The following is a 21,538-nucleotide window of genomic DNA, read 5'->3' as shown; positions in this document are numbered from 1 at the left end:
AAAACAAGCGGAGCACTAACATGGGTAACAGAACAATCCTTGATGAACTGGCAGATTTTGCTAGGTACAGAACCTCAGAAGCCAAGAAAAAAAAATCTTATGAAGAGATTAGGCGGGAAAGCGAAAACCTCCCGAAGGGCCTTTTCGAATTTGAAAATGCTCTGGCTGCTCCCGGTATTTCTTTTATCTGTGAATGTAAAAAGGCTTCTCCTTCAAAAGGCATTATTGCACAGGAATTTCCGTATCTTGATATAGCAAAAGAGTATGAAGAGGCCGGCGCTGACTGTATTTCAGTCCTGACTGAACCCAAATGGTTCCTTGGATCAAATAAATATCTTGAAGAAATTGCCGGTGCAGTCAAAACCCCGTGTATCAGAAAAGATTTCACCGTTGATGAATACATGATCCATGAAGCAAAGGTTTTGGGAGCAAAAGCTGTACTTCTGATCTGTTCAATTCTTGAGAAAAGCCAGATTAAAGAATACATCGAAATCTGCGATGAGCTTGGAATTTCTGCCCTTGTGGAAGCCCACGATGAAAAAGAAATTGAAACTGCTTTGGAGGTATCATCCAGAATCATTGGTGTAAATAACAGAAATCTCAAGGATTTCGCTGTTGATACAAATAACAGTAAGCGCCTTCGAAGCATTGTTCCCAAGGATGTTTTGTTTGTTTCCGAAAGCGGTGTTTCGTCTGTAGATGATATCAGAAATATAAAAGAATTCGGCGCAGATGCGGTTCTCATCGGAGAATATTTAATGAGATCAACTGACAAGAAAGCTCTGCTGGATCAAATGAAATCAGTTTAATGGAGTCAGATATGACAGCTGTCAAAATGTGCGGTCTATACAGAGAAGAGGACATCCTCTTTGTAAATAAGCTAAAACCTGAATATATAGGCTTTGTCTTTTATAAAAAGAGCCACAGATATGTTGATTTGGACACAGCTAATCATCTGAAAAGTCTTTTGGATAAAGATATTAAGGCTGTTGGAGTATTTGTAAACGAAGATATCTCTTTTATCAAAGAACTTGTAGATAAAAAAATCATCGACGTTATTCAGCTCCACGGAAGCGAGGATTTATCATATGTTTCCAAGCTTAGACAAGAACTTGGAAATGTTCGCATCCCAATAATCAAAGCCCTTGTGATCAAGACAAAAGATGACTTTTCAAAATACGAGGTTTTTTGCAGTAATTCATCTGTTGATTATTACCTCTTAGATTCAGGTATGGGAAGCGGTAGTTCTTTTGACTGGAATCTGGTAAAAGAACTGAATAAGCCAATATTTCTTGCGGGAGGCCTTGACGCTGACAATGTTTCAGAGGCTATAAAAAGGGTCAATCCTTTTGCAGTAGATGTGAGCTCCGGAATAGAAACTGAGGGAATAAAAGATTTCGACAAGATGACAGAATTTATTTCAAAAATAAGATGCTGATAAATACCATGAAATATGATAATTGAGTATTAACACTGAGGAGAGAAAAAATGAGTAACTCAAAAGGAAGATTCGGTGTACACGGTGGACAATATATCCCCGAAACACTTATGAATGCTGTTATAGAGCTGGAAGAAGCCTATAATCATTATAAAAAAGACCCTGAATTCAACAGGGAACTGACCGAGCTTTTGAACGAATACGCTGGTCGTCCCTCAAGACTCTACTATGCAGAGAAGATGACCAAGGATCTGGGTGGTGCCAAGATTTACTTAAAGCGTGAGGACTTAAATCACACCGGCGCCCATAAAATCAACAATGTTCTTGGTCAGGCTCTTCTTGCCAAGAAAATGGGAAAAACACGACTTATTGCTGAAACCGGAGCTGGTCAGCACGGCGTTGCTACAGCTACAGCCGCAGCTCTCATGGGTATGGAATGCGTTGTTTTCATGGGAGAGGAGGATACCAAGAGACAGGCTCTTAACGTTTATAAAATGAGACTTCTTGGAGCTGAGGTTATTCCTGTTACAACCGGCACAGCAACTCTCAAAGATGCTGTTTCAGAGGCTATGAGAGAATGGACTTCCAGAATTGATGATACTCACTACTGTCTTGGTTCAGTTATGGGACCTCATCCGTTCCCTACAATTGTTCGCGACTTCCAGGCAGTTATTTCAAAAGAGATTAAAGAGCAGATGCTTGAAAAAGAGGGAAGACTTCCTGACGCTGTTATAGCCTGCGTCGGAGGCGGATCCAACGCTATTGGAACCTTCTATAATTTCATTGAAGATAAAGATGTTCAGCTTATTGGCTGTGAAGCTGCCGGCCGCGGGATCGATACTTTTGAAACCGCAGCAACCATCAATACCGGAAGACTTGGAATCTTCCACGGCATGAAATCCTACTTCTGTCAGGATAAATACGGTCAGATTGCTCCTGTCTACTCAATTTCCGCAGGTCTTGATTATCCGGGAATCGGTCCTGAACATGCATATCTTCACGACATTCACAGGGCTGAATACGTTGCTATTACTGATGATGAAGCTGTAAATGCTTTTGAATATCTTTCAAGAACCGAAGGTATTATTCCTGCAATTGAGTCGTCACATGCTCTTGCACATGCTATGAAGATTGCACCTACTATGGATAAGGACAAGATCATCGTAGTTACTATTTCCGGAAGAGGAGACAAGGACTGTGCTGCAATTGCCAGATACAGAGGGGAGGATATCAATGAGTAAGATTAAAAATGCATTTGAAAACGGAAAAGCTTTTATAGCCTTTATTACTTGCGGTGACCCGGATCTGGAAACAACAAAAGAAGCTGTTATTGCTGCTGTTAAAGGCGGCGCTGATCTTATTGAGCTTGGAATACCTTTTTCCGATCCTACCGCTGAGGGTCCTGTAATTCAGGGAGCTAATCTCCGCGCCTTAAACGGCGGTGTTACTACAGATAAGATATTTGATTTTGTTGTTGATCTTCGTAAATCAGTTTCTGTTCCTATGGTATTTATGACCTACGCAAATGTAGTTTATTCCTATGGTTCAGAGGATTTCATAAAAAGATGCAATGAAATCGGAATGGATGGTCTTATCCTTCCTGATCTTCCTTTTGAAGAGAAAGAAGAATTTGAAGATATCTGCACTAAGTATGATGTGGATCTTGTATCTCTTATCGCTCCTACATCTGCAGGCAGAATCGCCATGATTGCAAAAGAGGCAAAAGGCTTTATCTACCTGGTATCCAGCCTCGGTGTTACAGGAACAAGAACCAATATTACAACTGACCTTGATTCTATTGTTAATGTAATCCGCGAAAATACTGATGTTCCATGCGCAATAGGCTTTGGAATCTCAACTCCGGAGCAGGCAGCTAAGATGTCATCTATATCAGATGGTGCCATCGTCGGATCAGCCATTATCAAGCTTTTGGAAAAATATGGAAAAGAGGCACCAAATCATATCAGAGAATATGTTTCTTCCATGAAAACAGCCATGGTAAGATGATTATTATAAATATGCAGTTTTTGGACGAGAAGGTGATTTACCAAAACGTAAAAAAAGAGGATAGCGACTATCCTCTTTTTATATTATGTAAATCACTATTACTTTATTCTCTGCAGATTTTCATCTGTTTCCTTGAGCATCTCTCGAAGTGAGAGATTATCTTCGTATCCGAATTCACAGATTGAATATTTCAAATAGTTCATATATCTGCTGGATTCAGCCAGAAGCTTGGCATTCTGAGTGGACATTTCCTGTCTAAAACTCTCAGCCTTTCCTTCTTCATCTGATATTTCCAATACCGCAAACTCATCGCCTCTGATACGACCATAAATACAGTCTTCAAAGACTTCTTCAAGTATTCCGGATACTCTTTTTACAGCCCTGTCACCTTCCTCATGACCGTACATTTCATTGATTCCCTTAAGAGATTCCATGTGAATATAGGCCACAATGGCACATTTTCCCGGTCCGAATTTCTCCTTGAGCAGATCATAAGCCTTGGCAAAAAAGCCTCTTCTGTTAAGTCCACCTGTGAGGTAATCCTGATCTCCAATATGGTCAAGAACCGAGTCATCTCTGGCCAGTTCTTCCTGAACTTCATAGAGTTCCTCGTTGGTTTTCTTCAGCTCTTTTTCCAAATATGATACTCTGGCAACTCCGGTAATCACGCTAAGGATTGTCTCAAAGAAATAATCTGTGAGAATATTGGCTGTAAATTCAGTAACCAAAATACCTAGCTGGTACTCACCTACAAAAAGTGGGCCTGCTACAAGTACATTAGGCTTACCCTTTGTGATGTTTTGTATAATATCACTGGTTTTTGTTTTATTATCACCGTCTTCGAAATCACTTACTATTCCATTTACCAGGTTAGCCTTGACCGTTATTTTCTCAGGTTTTTCCCACCAATATTTGATGGTATTCCTGATTTTTTTGTCATAGAGCATTACGCTACAACTCTTAATTCCTTCCAGCGCAACTGTCTCAGCCATTACTTCATAGGCCTTTTCAGTTGGGTACTTTCTATGAAGGAGAGGATAGCTTATCTTGGCCAGTGTACTAAGTGACTCTGAAGCTTCTTTTTCTACAAAATTGAAGGTCTTGGCTGCTTGAGGATTAGGTAATTTCTTATTGTCTGCATAGTAAATAGCATCACAAACTGCTTCATATTCAAGCTGATACAGCTGATCTTTATCAGTTTCTACGCTGTTTACATTGGTAAAGCCTTCCTGCTTGGTAAGCGTTAAAAGCGGCACATCTGCAAACTTCTTGAGAAATGATTCTTTTTTGAGAATTGGCACATTTTTACCTATTCTGTCGATATCAACTATAAGAACATCAAAAGAAAAATCTGTTGCATAATCAAACAGAGCAGCATACTGATATTCAAAAGGATCAGTTTCTTTCGTCTCTGATAACAGGTACTTACCAGGCATAATGCACAGGGTAGCATTATTCTCCCTTGCAGCCTGGCTTGCACCAATACAGATCTTTTTTACATCTTTATCTTCTAATTCTGAAACCAACAGTCCGATATTCATTGGGCCCCTCATTGCCTAATCATAATCTATTGAAGTACGTATATAATTACGCACTCTGCTAAATTATTCATCCTGATCTTCAGTAGCTTCTTTTTCGTCTTCAACTTCTTCCGGAACATCATCGATATTATCAATATCATGATCGCCGTCTGAAATCTTTTCTCTTACCTTGGCAATCTGTGCTACAGTAACTCCCTTGTCAAGATTGATCATCTTAACACCTGATGTTACTCTGCCATGGATTGTAATTTCATCCATACGAAGCTGAATGATAACTCCTGCATTTGTGATCATCATGATCTCATTGTCATCATTAACAGCCTTTACACCAACTACATTACCGGTCTTCTCAGTAATCTTGTAGCACTTAACTCCCTTACCACCTCTAAACTGACTGTGGAATTCATCAAGAGTAGTTCTCTTTCCGTAACCTTTCTCAGATACGATAAGAAGTGAATCACCCTGAGTATTGAGCTGCATTCCAACGATTTCATCAGTATCATCAAGCATCATACCACGGACACCGATAGAAGATCTGCTGGTTGATCTTACATCATTCTCGTCGAAGTGGATACACATACCATTCTTGGTTACAAGGAATACTTCTGCATCCTTAGAAACAGTCTTAACTTCGATAAGCTCATCATCATCTCTGAGTGTAATAGCAGCAAGTCCAGTCTTTCTAACATTTGAGAAGTCGGTGATAGGAGTCTTCTTTACTGTACCTTTCTTGGTAACCATAAAGAGGCTCTTTTCCTCATCCTCAAAACCCTTTACAGGAATCATAGCTGATATCTTTTCCCCGGGAGCAAGCTGAAGAAGGTTAACAATAGCCATTCCTCTTGATGTTCTTGATGCCTCAGGAATCTGATATGCCTTAAGTCTGTATACACGTCCTGTGTTGGTAAAGAACATTACATAGTTATGGGTTGTTGTCATAAGGATATCTTCAACAAAGTCATTATCAATTGTTGTGATTCCCTTGATTCCCTTACCACCACGGTTCTGTGATTTGAAATTATCAATTGACATTCTCTTGATATATCCAAGATTTGTCATTGCGATTACTGTATTAACGTTAGGAATGAGATCCTCTGTATCAATATCAGAATCGTCATGGCCAATCTGAGACTTTCTGTCATCGCCGTATTTAGCAGCAATTTCAGTAATCTCTGTTCTGATTACACCAAGAAGAACTTTTCTGTCTGCAAGAATTGCCTTCAACTCCTCAATTCTCTTTAAGAGTTCTGCGTGCTCCTGCTCAAGCTTGTCTCTTTCCAAGCCTGTGAGAGTACGAAGTCTCATATCAACAATAGCCTGTGCCTGAACATCGGTAAGACCAAATCTTCCCATCAACTGTTCCTTGGCAAGAGCTACAGTTTCACTGCCTCTGATAATCTTGATTACTTCATCGATATTATCAAGAGCGATGAGCAATCCCTCTAAAATATGATTTCTCTCTTCAGCCTTGTTAAGGTCGTACTTGGTTCTACGAGTTACAACCTCTTCCTGGTGCTTGATGTAATGCTTAAGCATCTCAGTAATAGAGAGAACCTTAGGCTCATTATTAACAAGAGCAAGCATGATGATTCCGAAAGAATCCTGCATCTGTGTATGCTTATAGAGCTTGTTCAGCATGATGTTAGGATTAACATCATTACGAAGCTCAATTACAACACGCATACCTTCACGGTCAGATTCATCGCGAAGGGCAGTAATACCATCAAGCTTTTTGAGCTTAACCAGCTCAGCTATCTTAGCAATCATGTTAGCCTTATTTACAAGATATGGAAGCTCTGTTACAACGATTCTGTTCTTGCCATTCTGCATTGGCTCGATGTTTGTAACAGCTCTTACTATAACCTTACCACGACCGGTTCTGTAGGCTTCCTCAGCACCTCTTGTACCAAGGATAATACCTCCGGTTGGGAAATCAGGAGCTTTAACTATTTCAAGAATTTCTTCTATCTCTGTTTCTCTATCCTCAAGAACTCTGTTATCAATCATCTTAACAACAGCATTTACAACCTCTCTGAGGTTATGAGGTGGGATATTAGTAGCCATACCTACCGCAATACCTGTAGTTCCGTTAACCAGAAGGTTAGGATATCTACTTGGAAGGATAGCCGGCTCTTTTTCTGTTTCATCAAAGTTAGGTACAAAGTCTACTGTATCCTTATTGATGTCAGCAATCATCTCCATGGAGATTTTGGTAAGTCTTGCCTCTGTATATCGCATGGCAGCTGCGCCATCACCATCAACAGAACCAAAGTTACCATGTCCGTCAACGAGACAGTATCTCATTGACCAGGGCTGAGCCATATTAACCAATGCTCCGTAAATAGAGCTATCACCGTGTGGATGATATTTACCCATTGTATCGCCGACGATACGAGCACACTTACGATGTGGCTTATCTGGGCCATTGTTGAGCTCAATCATTGAATAGAGAATTCTTCTCTGTACCGGTTTAAGACCATCCCTTACATCTGGAAGAGCACGAGATGCAATAACGCTCATGGCATAGTCAATATAATCAGACTCCATTGTTTTCTGAAGATCAACCTCTTTAATTCTGTCAGTGGTTGTCTTGTCAAAAACGTCATCTGGCATTTCGTTGTTTATATTATTATTATCTGCCATTACCTTTTATCCTTTTCTTAGAAAATATCTATATTCTTAACGAACTTAGCATTCTTCTCAATGAACTCACGTCTTGGCTCAACCTTATCACCCATGAGGGTTGTAAAGGTTACGTCTATATCTGAAGAAGACTCCTCATCCATATTTACACGTAAAAGAACTCGTCTCTCAGGATCCATGGTTGTTTCCCAAAGCTGTTCAGGATCCATCTCACCAAGTCCCTTATAACGCTGAATCTTATTATTCTGATCACGTCCAACATCTGTAAGAATCTTATCGAGTTCTTCGTCGGAATATGCATACCAAACCTTTTTATTCTTCTCAAGCTTATAAAGAGGTGGCTGTGCAAGATATACATGGCCCTGCTTAATAAGTTCAGGCATGAATCTGTAAAGGAATGTAAGCATAAGTGTAGAAATATGCGCACCATCAACATCGGCATCGGTCATGATAATGATCTTGTCATATCTGAGTTTGCTGATATCAAAATCATCATGGATACCTGTTCCGAACGCTGTGATCATTGCCTTAATCTCAGCATTTCCATATATTCTGTCAACTCTTGCCTTCTCAACGTTAAGAATTTTTCCACGAAGTGGAAGAATAGCCTGTGTTGCACGGCTTCTTGCTGTCTTAGCTGATCCGCCGGCGGAATCTCCCTCAACGATGAAGATTTCGCAGTTCTTAGGATCTTTATCTGAACAATCTGCAAGTTTACCTGGAAGTCCCATTCCATCGAGAGCAGACTTACGTCTTGTAAGATCTCTCGCTTTTCTTGCAGCATCTCTTGCTCTCTGAGCAAGGATAGCCTTTTCAAGAATCTGCTTAGCCACATTAGGATTCTGTTCAAGGTAATACGTAAGCTGTTCACCTACGATACCGGCAACAGCACCTCTGGCCTCAGAGTTACCAAGCTTCTGCTTGGTCTGTCCTTCAAACTGAGGGTCCTCGATCTTAACAGAAATAATAGCTGTAAGACCTTCTCTGATATCTTCACCTGTAAGGTTTTCCTCGTTATCCTTGAGCATCTTATTAGCTCTTGCATAGTCATTAAAGGTCTTTGTAAGAGCAGCCTTAAATCCCTCAAGGTGTGTACCACCTTCAGGTGTATTGATGTTATTAACGAATGTATAAATACTCTCGTTGTAGGAATCATTGTGCTGGAAGGAAACTTCAACCTGAACATTATTCTTGTTTCCGTCAAAGTACATGATATCCCCATAAAGAGCTGTCTTACTCTTATTGAGGTACTGAACGAATTCCTTGATACCGCCTTCATAGTGGAAAGTCTGCTGAATAGGATCTTCACCTTCCTCTACGCGCTTATCTGTAAGAGTAATCTTAAGTCCCTTTGTAAGGAACGCCATCTCACGAAGTCTCTGCTTCAGGACATTGTATTCAAAAACAGTTGTCTCTCTGAAGATTTCTGCATCAGGCTTGAAATATACTCTTGTTCCGGTAGCATTATCAGGAGCTGTTCCAACTTCCTTAAGAGGGTAGCAAACCTTACCTCTTTCGTATCTCTGCTGATAAATCTTACCACCTCTAGTAACCTGAACCTCAAGCCACTCAGAAAGAGCATTAACTACAGAAGCACCTACGCCGTGAAGTCCTCCGGATACCTTGTATCCTCCACCGCCGAACTTACCACCTGCGTGAAGAATAGTAAATACAACTTCAACGCCGGTAAGTCCAGATTTATGGTTCACATCTACCGGAATACCACGTCCATTATCCTGAACAACAATTGTGTTGTCCTCATTGATTGTTACTTCAATGTGATCACAGAATCCTGCAAGCGCTTCGTCAACCGAGTTATCAACTATCTCATAAACAAGATGATGAAGACCTCTGCTGGCAGTAGTACCAATATACATACCAGGTCTTTTTCTTACGGCCTCAAGTCCTTCAAGAATCTGGATTTGATCGGCACCATAATTTACTGCTTCTTCGCTCATATTATGCTCCATTTCTTAGTTTTCGCTACTTACTGTTCCTTCTGTAACCTTGAACAGCTTATCTATTTCAAATCTGTTATTAACAAATTCATCAAGTCCGGTACAGGTAATGATTGTCTGAATATCACCTATGGTATTTAACAGATAGTTCTGTCTGTTACTGTCGAGCTCTGACAATACATCATCCAAAAGCAGCACCGGATTTTCTCTTTTAGCTCTTTTAACAATTTCTATCTCTGAAAGCTTAAGTGAGAGACAAGCACTTCTTTGCTGTCCCTGGGATCCATACTTTCTGATGTCGATTCCATCGCCGTATTCACTGCTGTCAGCTATTTTCTTTTGTACGATAAAAGAAAAATCGTCCTTATGAGGACCTACTGTAGTCTGCTTGGAATACATATCCTTTTGTCTTGCGCTTTTTAATTTCTTTTCAAATTCATCTGCATTTACATTTGGCTCATAATAAACCGACAGGAGCTCTTTGTTTCCTGTTAACTTCTCGTGTATAGGTCTTATTATTTCATTAAGATCTTTGATGAATTTTTCTCTAGTCTTGATAATGACGGATCCATACTCGCATAACTGCTTGTCCTGAACATCAAGGAGAACATTATTTTCCGGATGTTCAAAAAGATCCTTAAGAACTTTGTTACGCTCTACAACAAGTTTGTTGTATTTAGAAAGACTATTAAGATATATATTATCTAACTGACACAGCTCCATATCCATGAATCTGCGCCTCTCCGAAGGACCATTCTTGATGATACTAAGATCTTCAGGAGAGAAAAAAACTACATTCAACATGCCAATAAGGTCTGAAGCTCTTTTTAACTTCTGACCGTCAATTGCAATACCTTTGGATTTACTGCTTCTAAGATGCATGTCCACGCGATACTCCGCACCATCTTTTTCCAAAATGGTTCTTACATGCCCTTCGTCTTTTCCAAATCGTATTATTTCCTTGTCCTTGCTGCCTTTATGGGACTTGGTAGTTGCCGAAACAAATATTGCCTCAAGTATATTGGTCTTACCCTGGGCATTGTCTCCATAAAGTATATTAGTACCACTGCTGAAATCAATCTTGAGATTCTCATAGTTTCTGAAATCAGCAAGTTCTAGCGACTTAATTATCATTTCTCAATCTTAACCTGTGTGCCATCGTACTCAAAAATGTCACCATCATACAGTTTACGGCCACGTCTTTCTTCAACTTCTCCGTTAACCTTAACAAGTCCGGCCTGGATGTCATTCTTGGCATCCACTCCAGACCCTTCAAGACCAGCCTTCTTGAGAGCCTGGCCCAGCTTTATAAAATCATCGCCGTCACGTAATTTGATTATTTCCATCTGTAAATCCTTAATACTAAAAAATATTATTTATCAGTCTACTGTTGTGAAGTTAACAGGAAGAACAAGATAAATGTATGTTGATTCCTTGTCTCTGATAAAGCATGGAGCCTTAGGGTTAACCATGTAAATATCTACAAGTTCATCATCAATAACTCTTAATGCATCAATAAGAAACTTAGGATTGAAGCCAATCATAAGATCCTTACCCTGTTTATCAATTTCAATTTCTTCATCCATGCTACCAATAGCAGAATTGATCTTAAGTTCAATCTTGCCATCTGTAACTGAAATGATTACAGGCTTCTTATCGCCTTCTTTTACCAAAAGAGTAGCACGGTCGATACAGTCAAGGAATTCCTTTCTGTTGATGCTGATCTTAGTTTCATAATCACTGGAAAGCATCTGATCTATGCTGAAATACTCGCCCTCAATAAGTCTTGATACTACTGTAGTTTTATCAAATTCAAAGAGAACATGCTTGTCTGTGAAATAGATGTTAACCATCTTCTCAATGCTATCACCAAGAATCTTGCTGATCTCACCCAGAGTCTTACCCGGAACAATAACCTTCTTGTATGGATATGAACCGTTAAGCTTAACTTTTCTGATAGAAATTCTGTGACCATCAAGAGATACAAGCTTAAGATTCTCTCCATCTACCTCGAAGAGCTCACCAGCCATCATCTTGTTTGCATCATTCTCTGCAATTGAGAAAATAGTCTGCTGAATAACATTTCTAAGAGTGTACTGAGATACTGTTACGCCATCAATCTTCTCAATAGATGGAAGATAAGTGAAGTCATCTCCCTTTCTGCCAATAAGATTGAACTTAGCTCTCTCGCAGCTGATAGTTACCTTGTTGCTGCTATCTGATTCAATAGTTACATCGTTATCAGGGAGTTTTCTTACAATATCTACAAAAATCTTGGCATCTAATGCTATATAGCCTCTCTCAACTATATTGCCTTCAACTACTGTCTGGATACCAAGTTCCATATCATTAGCTATAAATTTGATAATACCCTCTGTAGCATCTACTAAGATACATTCGAGAATGGACATTGTTGTTTTTGAAGGAACTGCTTTGGAAACAATCTGCAGACCACTCACGAGATTTGATTTAGAACAAACGAATTTCATTTTAACCACATACTCCCTTCGCTGGCCAAAAAGTATAAAATAAATATTAATAAATAATAAAAGAATTAATAATAGCTGTTGAAAAGTGTAAAACCTATTCTATTATACAATTTATGCGGCTTTTTTACAAATTTTTGGTTGTTGAAAACAAAAATTTTGATGTTAGAAATTAAAAAGTTATAAACAAGCCAAATTTTAACAAATGAGATATAAAAAAGGTAATCCACCTTAATTCACAATTAATCCCCTGACAAATCACAAGTTATCAAGAAAGTTATCCACAAATGTGTATAACTTTTTATTTTTTGTGAATTACTAATTATAAAGAAGGATTAAGTTTCTTCATTATAATATCCAGATTTTTATTGAGCTCTTCATCAAAGGTGATCTGCTTCTTAATCTTATTTATACCACTCATAACTGTAGTGTGATCTTTTTTACCAAGAAGCTTACCAATCTCTTCAAGTGAAGCATCAGTATGCTCTCTGCAAAGATACATGATTACCTGACGAGGAAGTACGATTTCAGAATTTCTCTTCTTGGAGAAGATATCTTCCTTCTTGGATCCGTACTGCTCACAAACTGTATCAATGATAAGCTGTGGTGTGATAACCTTGGACTTATCAGGATAAATAATATCCTTAAGAGCTTCCATGGCATTCTCAAGAGTTATATCTACATTATTAAGTCTTGAGTAAGCGATGATCTTGTTATAAGCTCCCTCAAGCTCACGGATGTTTGATTTAATATTTGTAGCAATGTAGTTGATTACTTCATCATCAATATGCTTGCCGTAGTTCTCAGCATTTTTACGAAGAATTGCCATCCTGGTCTCATAGTCAGGAGACTGAATATCAGCAATAAGACCCATTTCGAATCTTGATCTGAATCTCTCTTCAAGAGTTTCCATTTCCTTAGGTGGTTTATCAGATGAAAGAATAATCTGTTTGCCGGCCTGGTGAAGCTCATTGAAGGTGTGGAAGAATTCTTCCTGAGTTGACTCTTTTCCTATAATAAACTGAACGTCATCGACCATGAGAACATCAACTGTACGATATTTCTCACGGAGTTTAGACATGCTCTCGGCTTTACCACTTCTGATTGATTCAATAACTTCATTAGTAAACTGCTCAGAAGTTACATACAATACTTTGGCTTTGTGATTATGCTCCATCACAAAGTGTCCGATTGAATGCATAAGGTGAGTTTTTCCAAGTCCCGGTCCTCCATAAAGGAAAAGAGGGTTGTATGATATTCCAGGAGACTCAGCTACAGCAAGGGATGCTGAGTGAGCGAACTTATTGTTACTACCTACAACGAAGGTATCGAACCTATATTTTGGATTAAGATTTGAATGATCTATGTTAGAATTGCCAGAATAATGGGATTGATCATTATTTTCATTCTTATCTTCATGTGTTTCTTCATTATTAATAATATCTTTGTTCAACATGAAATTAATCTCGAACATATCTCCAAGAAATTCAGAGATAGATACTTTGAAAAAGTCCATGTAGTTCTTACTAATATATGAAAGAGCGACAGGGTTATCCTGTGGAATAAGAATAAGAACAGTATTGCCCTGTACATCATATACTGTAAGAGGCTCAATCCAGGTTCTATAAGAAATATCTGTAATTCCGGATTCTATTCTTATATTCTTCTTAATTTCATCCCAATTTGATTTAAGTTTTTTTGTGATTTCTACTGATGATTGCATGAAAAACTCCCAACAAAGCATAATTTTAGACTTTAACTATTTTATACTAATTAGGTATGAATATCAAACAGAGCAGACACAATTGTGGGTATGTGGAAAACTATTTTTTTTGGTTAAAAATGTACCACTCGAAAAATGATTTGTGGAAAACCCCTTTTTTTTCCACTATTAACTATCTACCGTTATAAATGGCTTAAATAAGCCATTTTCAGAAAAAAATCAACCTAATATATACAATGTTTTCCACAAAAATCAGAAAAAATGTGGATAAATTTGTCGAAAAAAAATTAATCAACATGTTATCCACAAAATCAACATTTTGCTGTGGATAATTTTTTTAAATACCACATATTGATGAAATTAATTTTAAAAATATTTTAAGATTTTATAACTAATTTTCAGGGCGTTTATGGCTTGACTGACATGTTTTTATTTATTATAATTATAAAGATTTTTTCCACACAAGGATGCAATCATTAATCATTTAAATGAATATCTGGTTCATTTGGGTGGTTACGTACATTAAATTTGAGATCCATTTTAGTTTGTATAAGAAGGAGGTGTTTCCACTATGAAGATGACATTCCAGCCTCATAAGCTCCAGAGAGCCAGAGTACACGGCTTCAGAGCAAGAATGGCTACTAAGGGCGGCAGAAAAGTTCTTGCTGCTAGAAGAGCAAAGGGAAGAAAGAGATTATCAGCATGATTTAAAGGCCGCAGTAATTGTGGCCTTTTTTCTTCAATAAAAAAAGGATATTAAAATGCTTTTTTCACAATCAATGAAGAAAACAAGTGATTTCCGCAATGTTTATGAGAATGGCAAAAGTTATGCTAATAAGTATATTGTGTTGTATGTGTGGGAAAATGGCCGTTCAGACAATAAACTTGGGATATCATGTAGTAAGAAAGTTGGGAACAGTGTTGTAAGGCACAGATTTGCAAGACTTGTTCGAGAATCATACCGACTACAGGAAAATGTATTCAATAGTGGTTTGGATATAGTAGTCGTAGCCAGAGCCTGTGCAAGAGATGCAAGTTTTTTTGATATACAGGAATCTCTAATTAGCCTGGCAGGGAAGGCCCGCATAAAGAAAAATGGCGGTATTCAATGAAAAAAATACTTATCTTTATAATCAAGTTTTATAGGAAGTATTTGTCTCCATTAAAGAGAACGAAATGTCCATATATTCCAACTTGTTCAGAATATGGACTAGAAGCAATAGAAAAGTACGGAGCTTTAAAAGGGGGACTTTTAGCAGCTTGGAGAATTATTAGATGTAATCCATTCTCAAGCGGTGGTTATGATCCGGTTCCGTAAACTTTCAGAGGAGGTACAATTTGACAGGAGTTTTGTTAACCAAGGATACAGGTAAGATTGTAGGACCTGTTGCGTGGCTTCTTGGTCACGTAATGAATGGTATTTTCAATGTCCTTAATGCTATTGGAATTCCAAACATCGGTCTTGCTATCATTATTTTCACAATCGTAATTTATTTGTGTCTTCTTCCTTTAACTTACAAACAGCAGAAGTTTTCTAAGCTTCAGGCTAAGATGAGTCCTGAACTCAAGGCTATTCAGGATAAGTATAAAGGTAAGAAAGATAACGATTCAATGCTTGCAATGCAGGCAGAAACCAAAGAGCTCTATGCAAAATATGGTGTATCACAGACTGGTAGCTGTCTTCAGCTTATCATTCAGATGCCTATTCTGTTCGCTCTTTACAGAGTTATCAATAACATTCCTGCTTACGTTACAATAGTAAGGAATGCTTTTTATCCTCTTGTTGAGGAACTTCGTAATACTGATGGAGCAGCTGATTTTATTCAGACTTTAAAGAGCGCTTCACAGTTTTCCAGCAGATTTACTAATGAACAGTTCACATCAGGTAATGTTGAGTTTGTTGAGAATACTTATATTGATATTCTTAATAAGACATCAACATCAGATTGGGCTAATATTTCTGAGCACTTTACAGGTCTTACTTCTTCTATAGATAAGACTCACACAGCTCTTAATCAGTTCAACTCATTCATTGGTCTTAATATTGGTGACAGCCCAATGTATATGATTCAGACTGCATTTGCTAACAAGCAGTTCCTTTTACTTGTTGGTGGTGTATTAGTTCCTGTTCTTGCTGCATTTACTCAGTGGGTTAATGTTAAGCTGATGCCTCAGAATACTGATCCTAATGCTAAGATTGATCCTAATGATCCTACAGCTCAGATGCAGCAGTCTATGAAGACTATGAACCTGATGATGCCTCTTATGTCAGCATTCTTCTGTTTAAGTCTTCCTGCAGGTATGGGTATTTACTGGATTGCAGGTGCTGTTATCAGATCTATTCAGCAGATCGTTATCAACAAGCACATTGATAAGACAGACATCGATGCTGAGATTGCCAAGAATACTGAGAAGTACAAAAAGAAGATGGAGAAGATGAAGTCATCTCCTCAGATGAATATGTACGCTAATATGGCTACAAGAAACATCAGTACTATTGCTAAGAATTCTACAATCGAGACAACAGAGGATGTTGAAGAGAAGGTTGCCAAGTCTAGAGAAATTTATGAAAAGAACAACATTCGTAAGGATTCTCTTTTAGCTAAGGCAAATATGGTAAAAGATTATAACGAAAACTATACAAAAGAATGATAGGGGAGAATGTAATGGACTTTAAGGAATTTACAGCTAAAAATGTAGATGATGCTATTACAGAAGCTTGCGAACAGCTTATGGTTACAAGCGACAGACTTGAGTATGAAGTAGTTTCAAATGGTTCAGCAGGATTTCTTGGAATCAATGCAAAGCCTGCTGTAATCAAAGCAAGAATTAAAGAAGATAAGCCGGAAGTAGCAGAGGCACCTAAGGCTTCAGAAGTTAAGGCTGAAGTTGTTAAGGAAGAAGCTAAAAAAGAAGTAAAAGAAACACCTAAGTCAGAGTCAAAGAATTCTAATCCTGTTGATGGTGATGTATTTGTTAAGAAAGCAAACGATTTCCTCAAGGATGTATTCGGAGCTATGAACATGGAAGTTAGTGTTAACACTAAGTTCAATGCAGATGACAATATTCTTGATGTTGAGCTTAGTGGCGCTGAGATGGGAGTACTCATCGGTAAGAGAGGCCAGACACTTGATTCTCTTCAGTACCTCATTTCACTGGTTGTTAACAAAGAATCTTCTGATTATATTCATGTTAAGGTTGATACAGAAAATTACAGAGAGCGTAGAAAGGCTACTCTTGAAAACCTTGCTAAGAACATTTCTTATAAGGTTAGAAAGACAAGACAGTCAGTTGCTCTTGAGCCAATGAATCCTTACGAGAGAAGAATTATTCACTCAGCACTTCAGAATGACAGATATGTTACAACACACAGTGAAGGTGATGAACCATTCAGACGCGTTGTAGTAACACTCAAGAAATAATGCTTTTTCAAACCCCTTAGGTACTTACTTAAGGGGTTTACTTATGCGCACGTGATTTGCTGTGTTATGTTATAGTTAATATGTAAAACTTTGTGTGCTCAGCAGAGGAGAAGTCATGAGTTCAGTTCTTAGTAATTTAAGTGGAGATACAATTTGTGCTATTGCTACAGCAATGAGTGATGCCGGAATTGGTATCATCAGGGTTAGCGGTGATAGAGCTGTAGAAATATGTGATAAGATTTACGTTTCTGCAGGTAAGGAGCACAATCTTATATCTCATAAGCCCAATACCATTACCTATGGTTATATTGTGGATGAATCTTTACTGGGTGAAAATCAGATAGTTGATGAAGTAATGATTTCATTCATGAAAGCTCCACACAGTTATACCAGAGAAGATGTTATAGAAATCAACTCTCATGGTGGAATGCTGGTGATGAATCAAATCCTTGAGCTTTTACTTAAATCCGGTTGTCGTCTTGCTGAGCCCGGTGAATTTACTAAGAGAGCTTTTTTGAATGGTCGAATTGATCTGACTAAGGCTGAAGCTATTATGGATGTTATCAGTGCACAGAACAATTTCGCATTGGAAGCTTCACGTAATCAGCTTCAGGGAAAAATATATAGTAAGATTAAATCTCTTCGCGAAAAGATCATTTATCAGATGGCCTTTATTGAATCTGCTCTTGATGATCCTGAGAATTATGATCTTACAGGATTTTCTGATAAGCTCGATGGAATCATTACTCAAGTTATAGATGAAATTGGACATATGATTTCAACTGCCGACGAAGGCAAAATTAGAAAAGATGGAATAAAAACAGTAATTGTTGGTAAACCTAATGCCGGAAAGTCATCTCTTTTAAATACTCTGATAGGAGATGAAAGAGCTATTGTTACCGATATAGCCGGAACTACCAGAGATATAATAGAAGAATCAGTCAGACTCGGAGATATTATTCTTCACCTGGTTGATACTGCAGGAATCAGAAACACTGATGATATTATAGAAAAGATTGGTGTGGATAAGGCCAGATCTATGGTGGCAGAAGCTGAGCTTGTTTTATATATATTGGATTCTACATCAGAAATTGATGATGAAGATAAAGAAATAATAGATCTTTGCAGAGATAAGAAGACGATAGTTCTTCTTAATAAAGATGATCTTAGCGATGATATTAAAATAACAGAAGATATTGTTCGTATGCGTTTTTCAGATTCTTCAAGTGATAATTTACCTATTATTAAGACTTCAATGCTTAAAGGAAATGGTATTGATGATTTGAAAAAAGCTGTATCTGATCTGTTCTTAAATGGAGAAATTGTTCCTAAGCAGGAACTATATATTACAAATCTGAGGCACAAGGCTCTTTTACAAAATGCTTATAACAGTTTGGAACTTGTAAAAGATAGTATTTCAAAAGATTTGTCAGAAGATTTTTATACTGTGGATTTAAATGATGCCTATGCAAGTTTAGGTGAAATTATTGGTGAGGAAGTTGGAGATGATCTTGTAGAAGAAATCTTCTCCAAGTTCTGTATGGGTAAGTGATTTATGATAGATATTAGAGAAAAATATGATGTAGTTGTTATAGGTGCCGGACATGCCGGATGTGAGGCAGCTCTTGCCTGTGCAAGACTTGGTCTTGAGACAATTATCTTTACAATGAGTGCTGACAATATAGCATTCATGCCATGTAACCCTCATATTGGTGGATCCTCCAAGGGACATTTGGTTAGAGAGATAGATGCTCTTGGTGGTGAGATGGGAAAGTGTATTGATAAAACTTTCCTTCAGTCCAAGATGCTCAACACTTCTAAGGGACCTGCTGTTCATTCTCTTAGATGTCAGGCTGATAAGATGGAATATTCCAAAGAGATGAAAAGAGTTCTTGAATCTCAGGAACATCTTTCTATAAAACAGGCTGAAGTATCTGAGATTCTACTTGAAGATTACAAGGTGGAATCTGAGGAAGAAGAATATACTAAGAGAGTTGTCGGAGTTAAGATTTTCTCCGGTATTATTTATGAGTGTCGCGCAATAATCCTTTGTACAGGTACTTATCTTAAGAGCAGATGTCTTACTGGAGAAGCTATTACTTATAGTGGTCCAAATGGTCTTTTGCCATCTAATCTTTTATCTCAGTCTCTTCTTGATGCAGGTATTGAGCTTAGAAGATTTAAAACAGGAACCCCTGCTCGAATGGACGGTAATACAATTGATTACTCCAAGATGTCTGAACAGTTTGGAGACTCTCCTGTTATTCCATTTTCTTTTGATACAAATCCTGAAGATGTACAGCGTCCTCAGGTTTCTTGCTGGCTTACATACACCAATGAAAAAACGCATGAAATAATACGTAATAACATTAACAGATCGCCGATATATGCCGGTATTATTGAAGGCATCGGTCCTAGATATTGTCCTTCAATTGAGGACAAAGTTGTTAAGTTCCCTGATCACGAAAGACATCAGGTCTTTGTAGAGCCTGAAGGAACCTATACTAATGAAATGTATATTGATGGTATGTCTTCTTCACTTCCTGAAGATGTACAGATTGCAATGTACAGAACTGTTCCTGGTCTTGAAAATTGTAAGATTGTAAAGAGTGCCTACGCAATTGAATATGATTGCTTATGTCCAGGTCAACTTCAGCCTACTCTTGAAATCAAAAATATTCATGGTCTGTTTAGTGCCGGTCAGTTTAATGGAAGTAGCGGTTATGAAGAAGCTGCTGCTCAGGGACTTTATGCTGGAATCAATGCTGCTATGCAGATTAAGGGGAAGCCATATCTTTCCATTGATAGATCAGAAGGTTATATTGGGGTTCTTGTTGATGATATTGTTACAAAAGAAAACCTTGAACCTTATCGTATGATGACTTCAAGAGCAGAATACAGATTACTTCTTAGACAGGATAATGCAGATATAAGACTACGTGCGAAAGGTCATGATGTAGGTCTTATATCTGATGAAAAATATGAAAGACTTGTTTCTAAAATAGATGCTATAGAAAAAGAAGTTGCCAGACTTAAATCTACTACAGTTGGTGCCAATGCTACTATTCAAAAGTTTATGGAAGAAAATGGTAGTTCGTCTCTTAAGACGGCAACATCTCTTGCGGAACTCATTTGCAGACCTGAGTTTTCATATGAAACATTAGCTCCTATTGATACTAATAGATCTGAACTTCCTTCTGATGTTATCGAACAGGTTGAGATTACTATTAGATATGAAGGCTATATCAATAGGCAGGAAAGACAGGTAGAACAATTCAAGAAACTTGAGAAGAAATTAATTCCTGCGGACATTAATTATGATGATGTAAGTAGTTTACGTTTGGAAGCTAGACAGAAGCTTGAAAAGTTTAGACCTACTAATATTGGTCAGGCATCAAGAATAGGTGGAGTTAATCCGGCCGATGTTTCTGTACTGTTAATTTATCTTGATTCTATGTATAGAGGAAAAAATGATGAGAAATAAGTATGCACAAATGTTAGAAGATCTGAAATCTTTTAATGTTGAACTTAGTGATAAGCAACTTGATCAATTTAATACTTATTTTGAATTACTGGTTAAGTGGAATGAGATTATGAATCTTACTGCTATTACAGAATTTGAAGATGTATGTAAGCTTCATTTTGTTGACAGTATTTCTGCTAGTCCATACTTTGATTTCAATGCTAAGGATTATTCATTAATAGATATAGGAACCGGAGCAGGTTTTCCAGGTATTCCACTTAAGATAGTTTATCCTCATCTTCATGTAACACTTTTTGATTCTTTGAATAAAAGACTTAAGTTCCTCAATGAAGTTATAGATCAACTAGGTCTTAACGAAGAAGGTTCTATAGTCACATTACATGGAAGAGCAGAAGACTATGCTTCTTCTAAAAAAAATTCTCTCAGAGAAACTTTTGATATTGCTGTATCCAGAGCAGTAGCAAATATGTCTACTCTTAGTGAGTATTGTCTTCCATATGTTAAGGTTGGTGGTAACTTTATAGCTTACAAAAGTGAAAAAGCATCTGATGAATTACAGAAGGCAAAGGGTGCAATACATCTTCTGGGTGGTAAGCTTATTAGTTCTGATGAATTCATGTTACCTAATTCTGATATAAGTAGAACTATTTGTATTGTTAATAAGGTAGAACCTACCTCTAAAAAGTATCCTCGTAAAGCAGGTGTTCCATCTAAGGAACCACTTTAATATATCTTGTGGTTATAAAATTATTATTAATAAATGTTTCACGTGAAACATTAATATTCAAAAAAGTATTTAATACAAAAAATTGTTTCACGTGAAACATATGATACTA

19 protein-coding genes are annotated in these 21,538 nt (G+C 37.7%); 12 read left to right on the top strand and 7 right to left on the bottom strand.

Annotation, left to right across the window (positions count from 1 at the left end; translation table 11 throughout):
* Positions 1–20: 20 nt before the first annotated feature.
* The 4 genes from trpC to trpA are packed head-to-tail and all read left to right on the top strand — an operon-like array spanning position 21 to position 3,445.
* Entirely contained in the window at positions 21–809 is a 789-nt protein-coding gene (gene trpC, locus G613_RS0103925; RefSeq protein ID WP_029231416.1) for an indole-3-glycerol phosphate synthase TrpC, read from the top strand.
* Positions 810–820: 11 nt separating this feature from the next.
* Entirely contained in the window at positions 821–1,438 is a 618-nt protein-coding gene (locus G613_RS0103920; RefSeq protein WP_029231415.1) for a phosphoribosylanthranilate isomerase, read from the top strand.
* A gap of 50 nt (positions 1,439–1,488) precedes the next feature.
* Positions 1,489–2,679: a tryptophan synthase subunit beta gene (trpB, locus tag G613_RS0103915; protein WP_029231414.1), complete on the top strand. Its 1,191-nt coding sequence runs from the start codon at positions 1,489–1,491 to the stop codon at positions 2,677–2,679.
* Positions 2,672–3,445: a tryptophan synthase subunit alpha gene (gene trpA / locus G613_RS0103910; protein ID WP_029231413.1), complete on the top strand. Its 774-nt coding sequence runs from the start codon at positions 2,672–2,674 to the stop codon at positions 3,443–3,445. The genes trpB and trpA overlap by 8 nt, the downstream gene beginning before the upstream one ends.
* 98 nt (positions 3,446–3,543) lie before the next feature.
* Here the strand turns inward: trpA and G613_RS0103905 are convergent, their stop codons facing one another.
* From G613_RS0103905 to dnaA, 7 genes are all read right to left on the bottom strand, one after another.
* A complete protein-coding gene (locus tag G613_RS0103905; protein WP_029231412.1) occupies positions 3,544–4,986 on the bottom strand; it encodes a GGDEF domain-containing protein in 1,443 nt (480 codons plus the stop codon).
* 63 nt (positions 4,987–5,049) lie between these two features.
* Positions 5,050–7,599, bottom strand: coding sequence for a DNA gyrase subunit A (gene gyrA / locus G613_RS0103900; protein ID WP_029231411.1), 2,550 nt, complete (start codon positions 7,597–7,599; stop codon positions 5,050–5,052).
* Between the two features lie 47 nt (positions 7,600–7,646).
* The gene (gene gyrB / locus G613_RS0103895) at positions 7,647–9,587 is read right to left on the bottom strand and encodes a DNA topoisomerase (ATP-hydrolyzing) subunit B (RefSeq protein WP_029231410.1); all 1,941 of its coding nucleotides are present in this window, start codon (positions 9,585–9,587) and stop codon (positions 7,647–7,649) included.
* Positions 9,588–9,602: 15 nt separating this feature from the next.
* A complete protein-coding gene (gene recF, locus G613_RS0103890) occupies positions 9,603–10,721 on the bottom strand; it encodes a DNA replication/repair protein RecF (protein WP_029231409.1) in 1,119 nt (372 codons plus the stop codon).
* Entirely contained in the window at positions 10,718–10,933 is a 216-nt protein-coding gene (locus G613_RS0103885) for an RNA-binding S4 domain-containing protein (RefSeq protein ID WP_029231408.1), read from the bottom strand. The genes recF and G613_RS0103885 overlap by 4 nt, the downstream gene beginning before the upstream one ends.
* 33 nt (positions 10,934–10,966) lie before the next feature.
* Positions 10,967–12,076: a DNA polymerase III subunit beta gene (gene dnaN, locus G613_RS0103880; RefSeq protein ID WP_029231407.1), complete on the bottom strand. Its 1,110-nt coding sequence runs from the start codon at positions 12,074–12,076 to the stop codon at positions 10,967–10,969.
* Between the two features lie 319 nt (positions 12,077–12,395).
* Positions 12,396–13,796, bottom strand: a complete 1,401-nt coding sequence (gene dnaA, locus G613_RS0103875; RefSeq protein WP_029231406.1) for a chromosomal replication initiator protein DnaA — start codon at positions 13,794–13,796, stop codon at positions 12,396–12,398.
* A gap of 571 nt (positions 13,797–14,367) precedes the next feature.
* On the opposite strand from dnaA, the gene rpmH reads away from it, so the two are divergent.
* The 8 genes from rpmH to rsmG all read left to right on the top strand — a co-directional run bounded on the left by rpmH (position 14,368) and on the right by rsmG (position 21,429).
* Positions 14,368–14,502 (top strand): 50S ribosomal protein L34, encoded by a 135-nt coding sequence (gene rpmH / locus G613_RS0103870; RefSeq protein WP_013282343.1) that lies wholly within the window; start codon positions 14,368–14,370, stop codon positions 14,500–14,502.
* A gap of 55 nt (positions 14,503–14,557) precedes the next feature.
* Positions 14,558–14,908 (top strand): ribonuclease P protein component, encoded by a 351-nt coding sequence (gene rnpA, locus G613_RS0103865; protein ID WP_029231405.1) that lies wholly within the window; start codon positions 14,558–14,560, stop codon positions 14,906–14,908.
* A complete protein-coding gene (gene yidD / locus G613_RS0103860) occupies positions 14,905–15,114 on the top strand; it encodes a membrane protein insertion efficiency factor YidD (protein WP_029231404.1) in 210 nt (69 codons plus the stop codon). The genes rnpA and yidD overlap by 4 nt, the downstream gene beginning before the upstream one ends.
* Positions 15,115–15,134: 20 nt before the next feature.
* Positions 15,135–16,448, top strand: a complete 1,314-nt coding sequence (locus tag G613_RS0103855) for a YidC/Oxa1 family membrane protein insertase (protein ID WP_029231403.1) — start codon at positions 15,135–15,137, stop codon at positions 16,446–16,448.
* Positions 16,449–16,462: 14 nt separating this feature from the next.
* Complete coding sequence (gene jag / locus G613_RS0103850) at positions 16,463–17,218, top strand: RNA-binding cell elongation regulator Jag/EloR (RefSeq protein WP_029231402.1); 756 nt, start codon at positions 16,463–16,465, stop codon at positions 17,216–17,218.
* Positions 17,219–17,333: 115 nt separating this feature from the next.
* Positions 17,334–18,770 carry a tRNA uridine-5-carboxymethylaminomethyl(34) synthesis GTPase MnmE gene (gene mnmE, locus G613_RS0103845; RefSeq protein ID WP_029231401.1) on the top strand — a complete coding sequence of 479 codons (1,437 nt, stop codon included), beginning with the start codon at positions 17,334–17,336 and terminating at the stop codon, positions 18,768–18,770.
* A gap of 3 nt (positions 18,771–18,773) precedes the next feature.
* Positions 18,774–20,702 carry a tRNA uridine-5-carboxymethylaminomethyl(34) synthesis enzyme MnmG gene (gene mnmG / locus G613_RS0103840; RefSeq protein WP_029231400.1) on the top strand — a complete coding sequence of 643 codons (1,929 nt, stop codon included), beginning with the start codon at positions 18,774–18,776 and terminating at the stop codon, positions 20,700–20,702.
* Positions 20,689–21,429 (top strand): 16S rRNA (guanine(527)-N(7))-methyltransferase RsmG, encoded by a 741-nt coding sequence (gene rsmG, locus G613_RS0103835; RefSeq protein ID WP_330361438.1) that lies wholly within the window; start codon positions 20,689–20,691, stop codon positions 21,427–21,429. Before mnmG ends, rsmG begins: the two co-directional genes overlap by 14 nt.
* Positions 21,430–21,538 lie beyond the last annotated feature (109 nt).

This window comes from Butyrivibrio sp. VCB2006, assembly GCF_000420945.1.
Taxonomy (GTDB): Bacteria; Bacillota; Clostridia; order Lachnospirales; family Lachnospiraceae; genus Butyrivibrio.
This window is presented reverse-complemented; position numbering and strand designations above follow the sequence as displayed.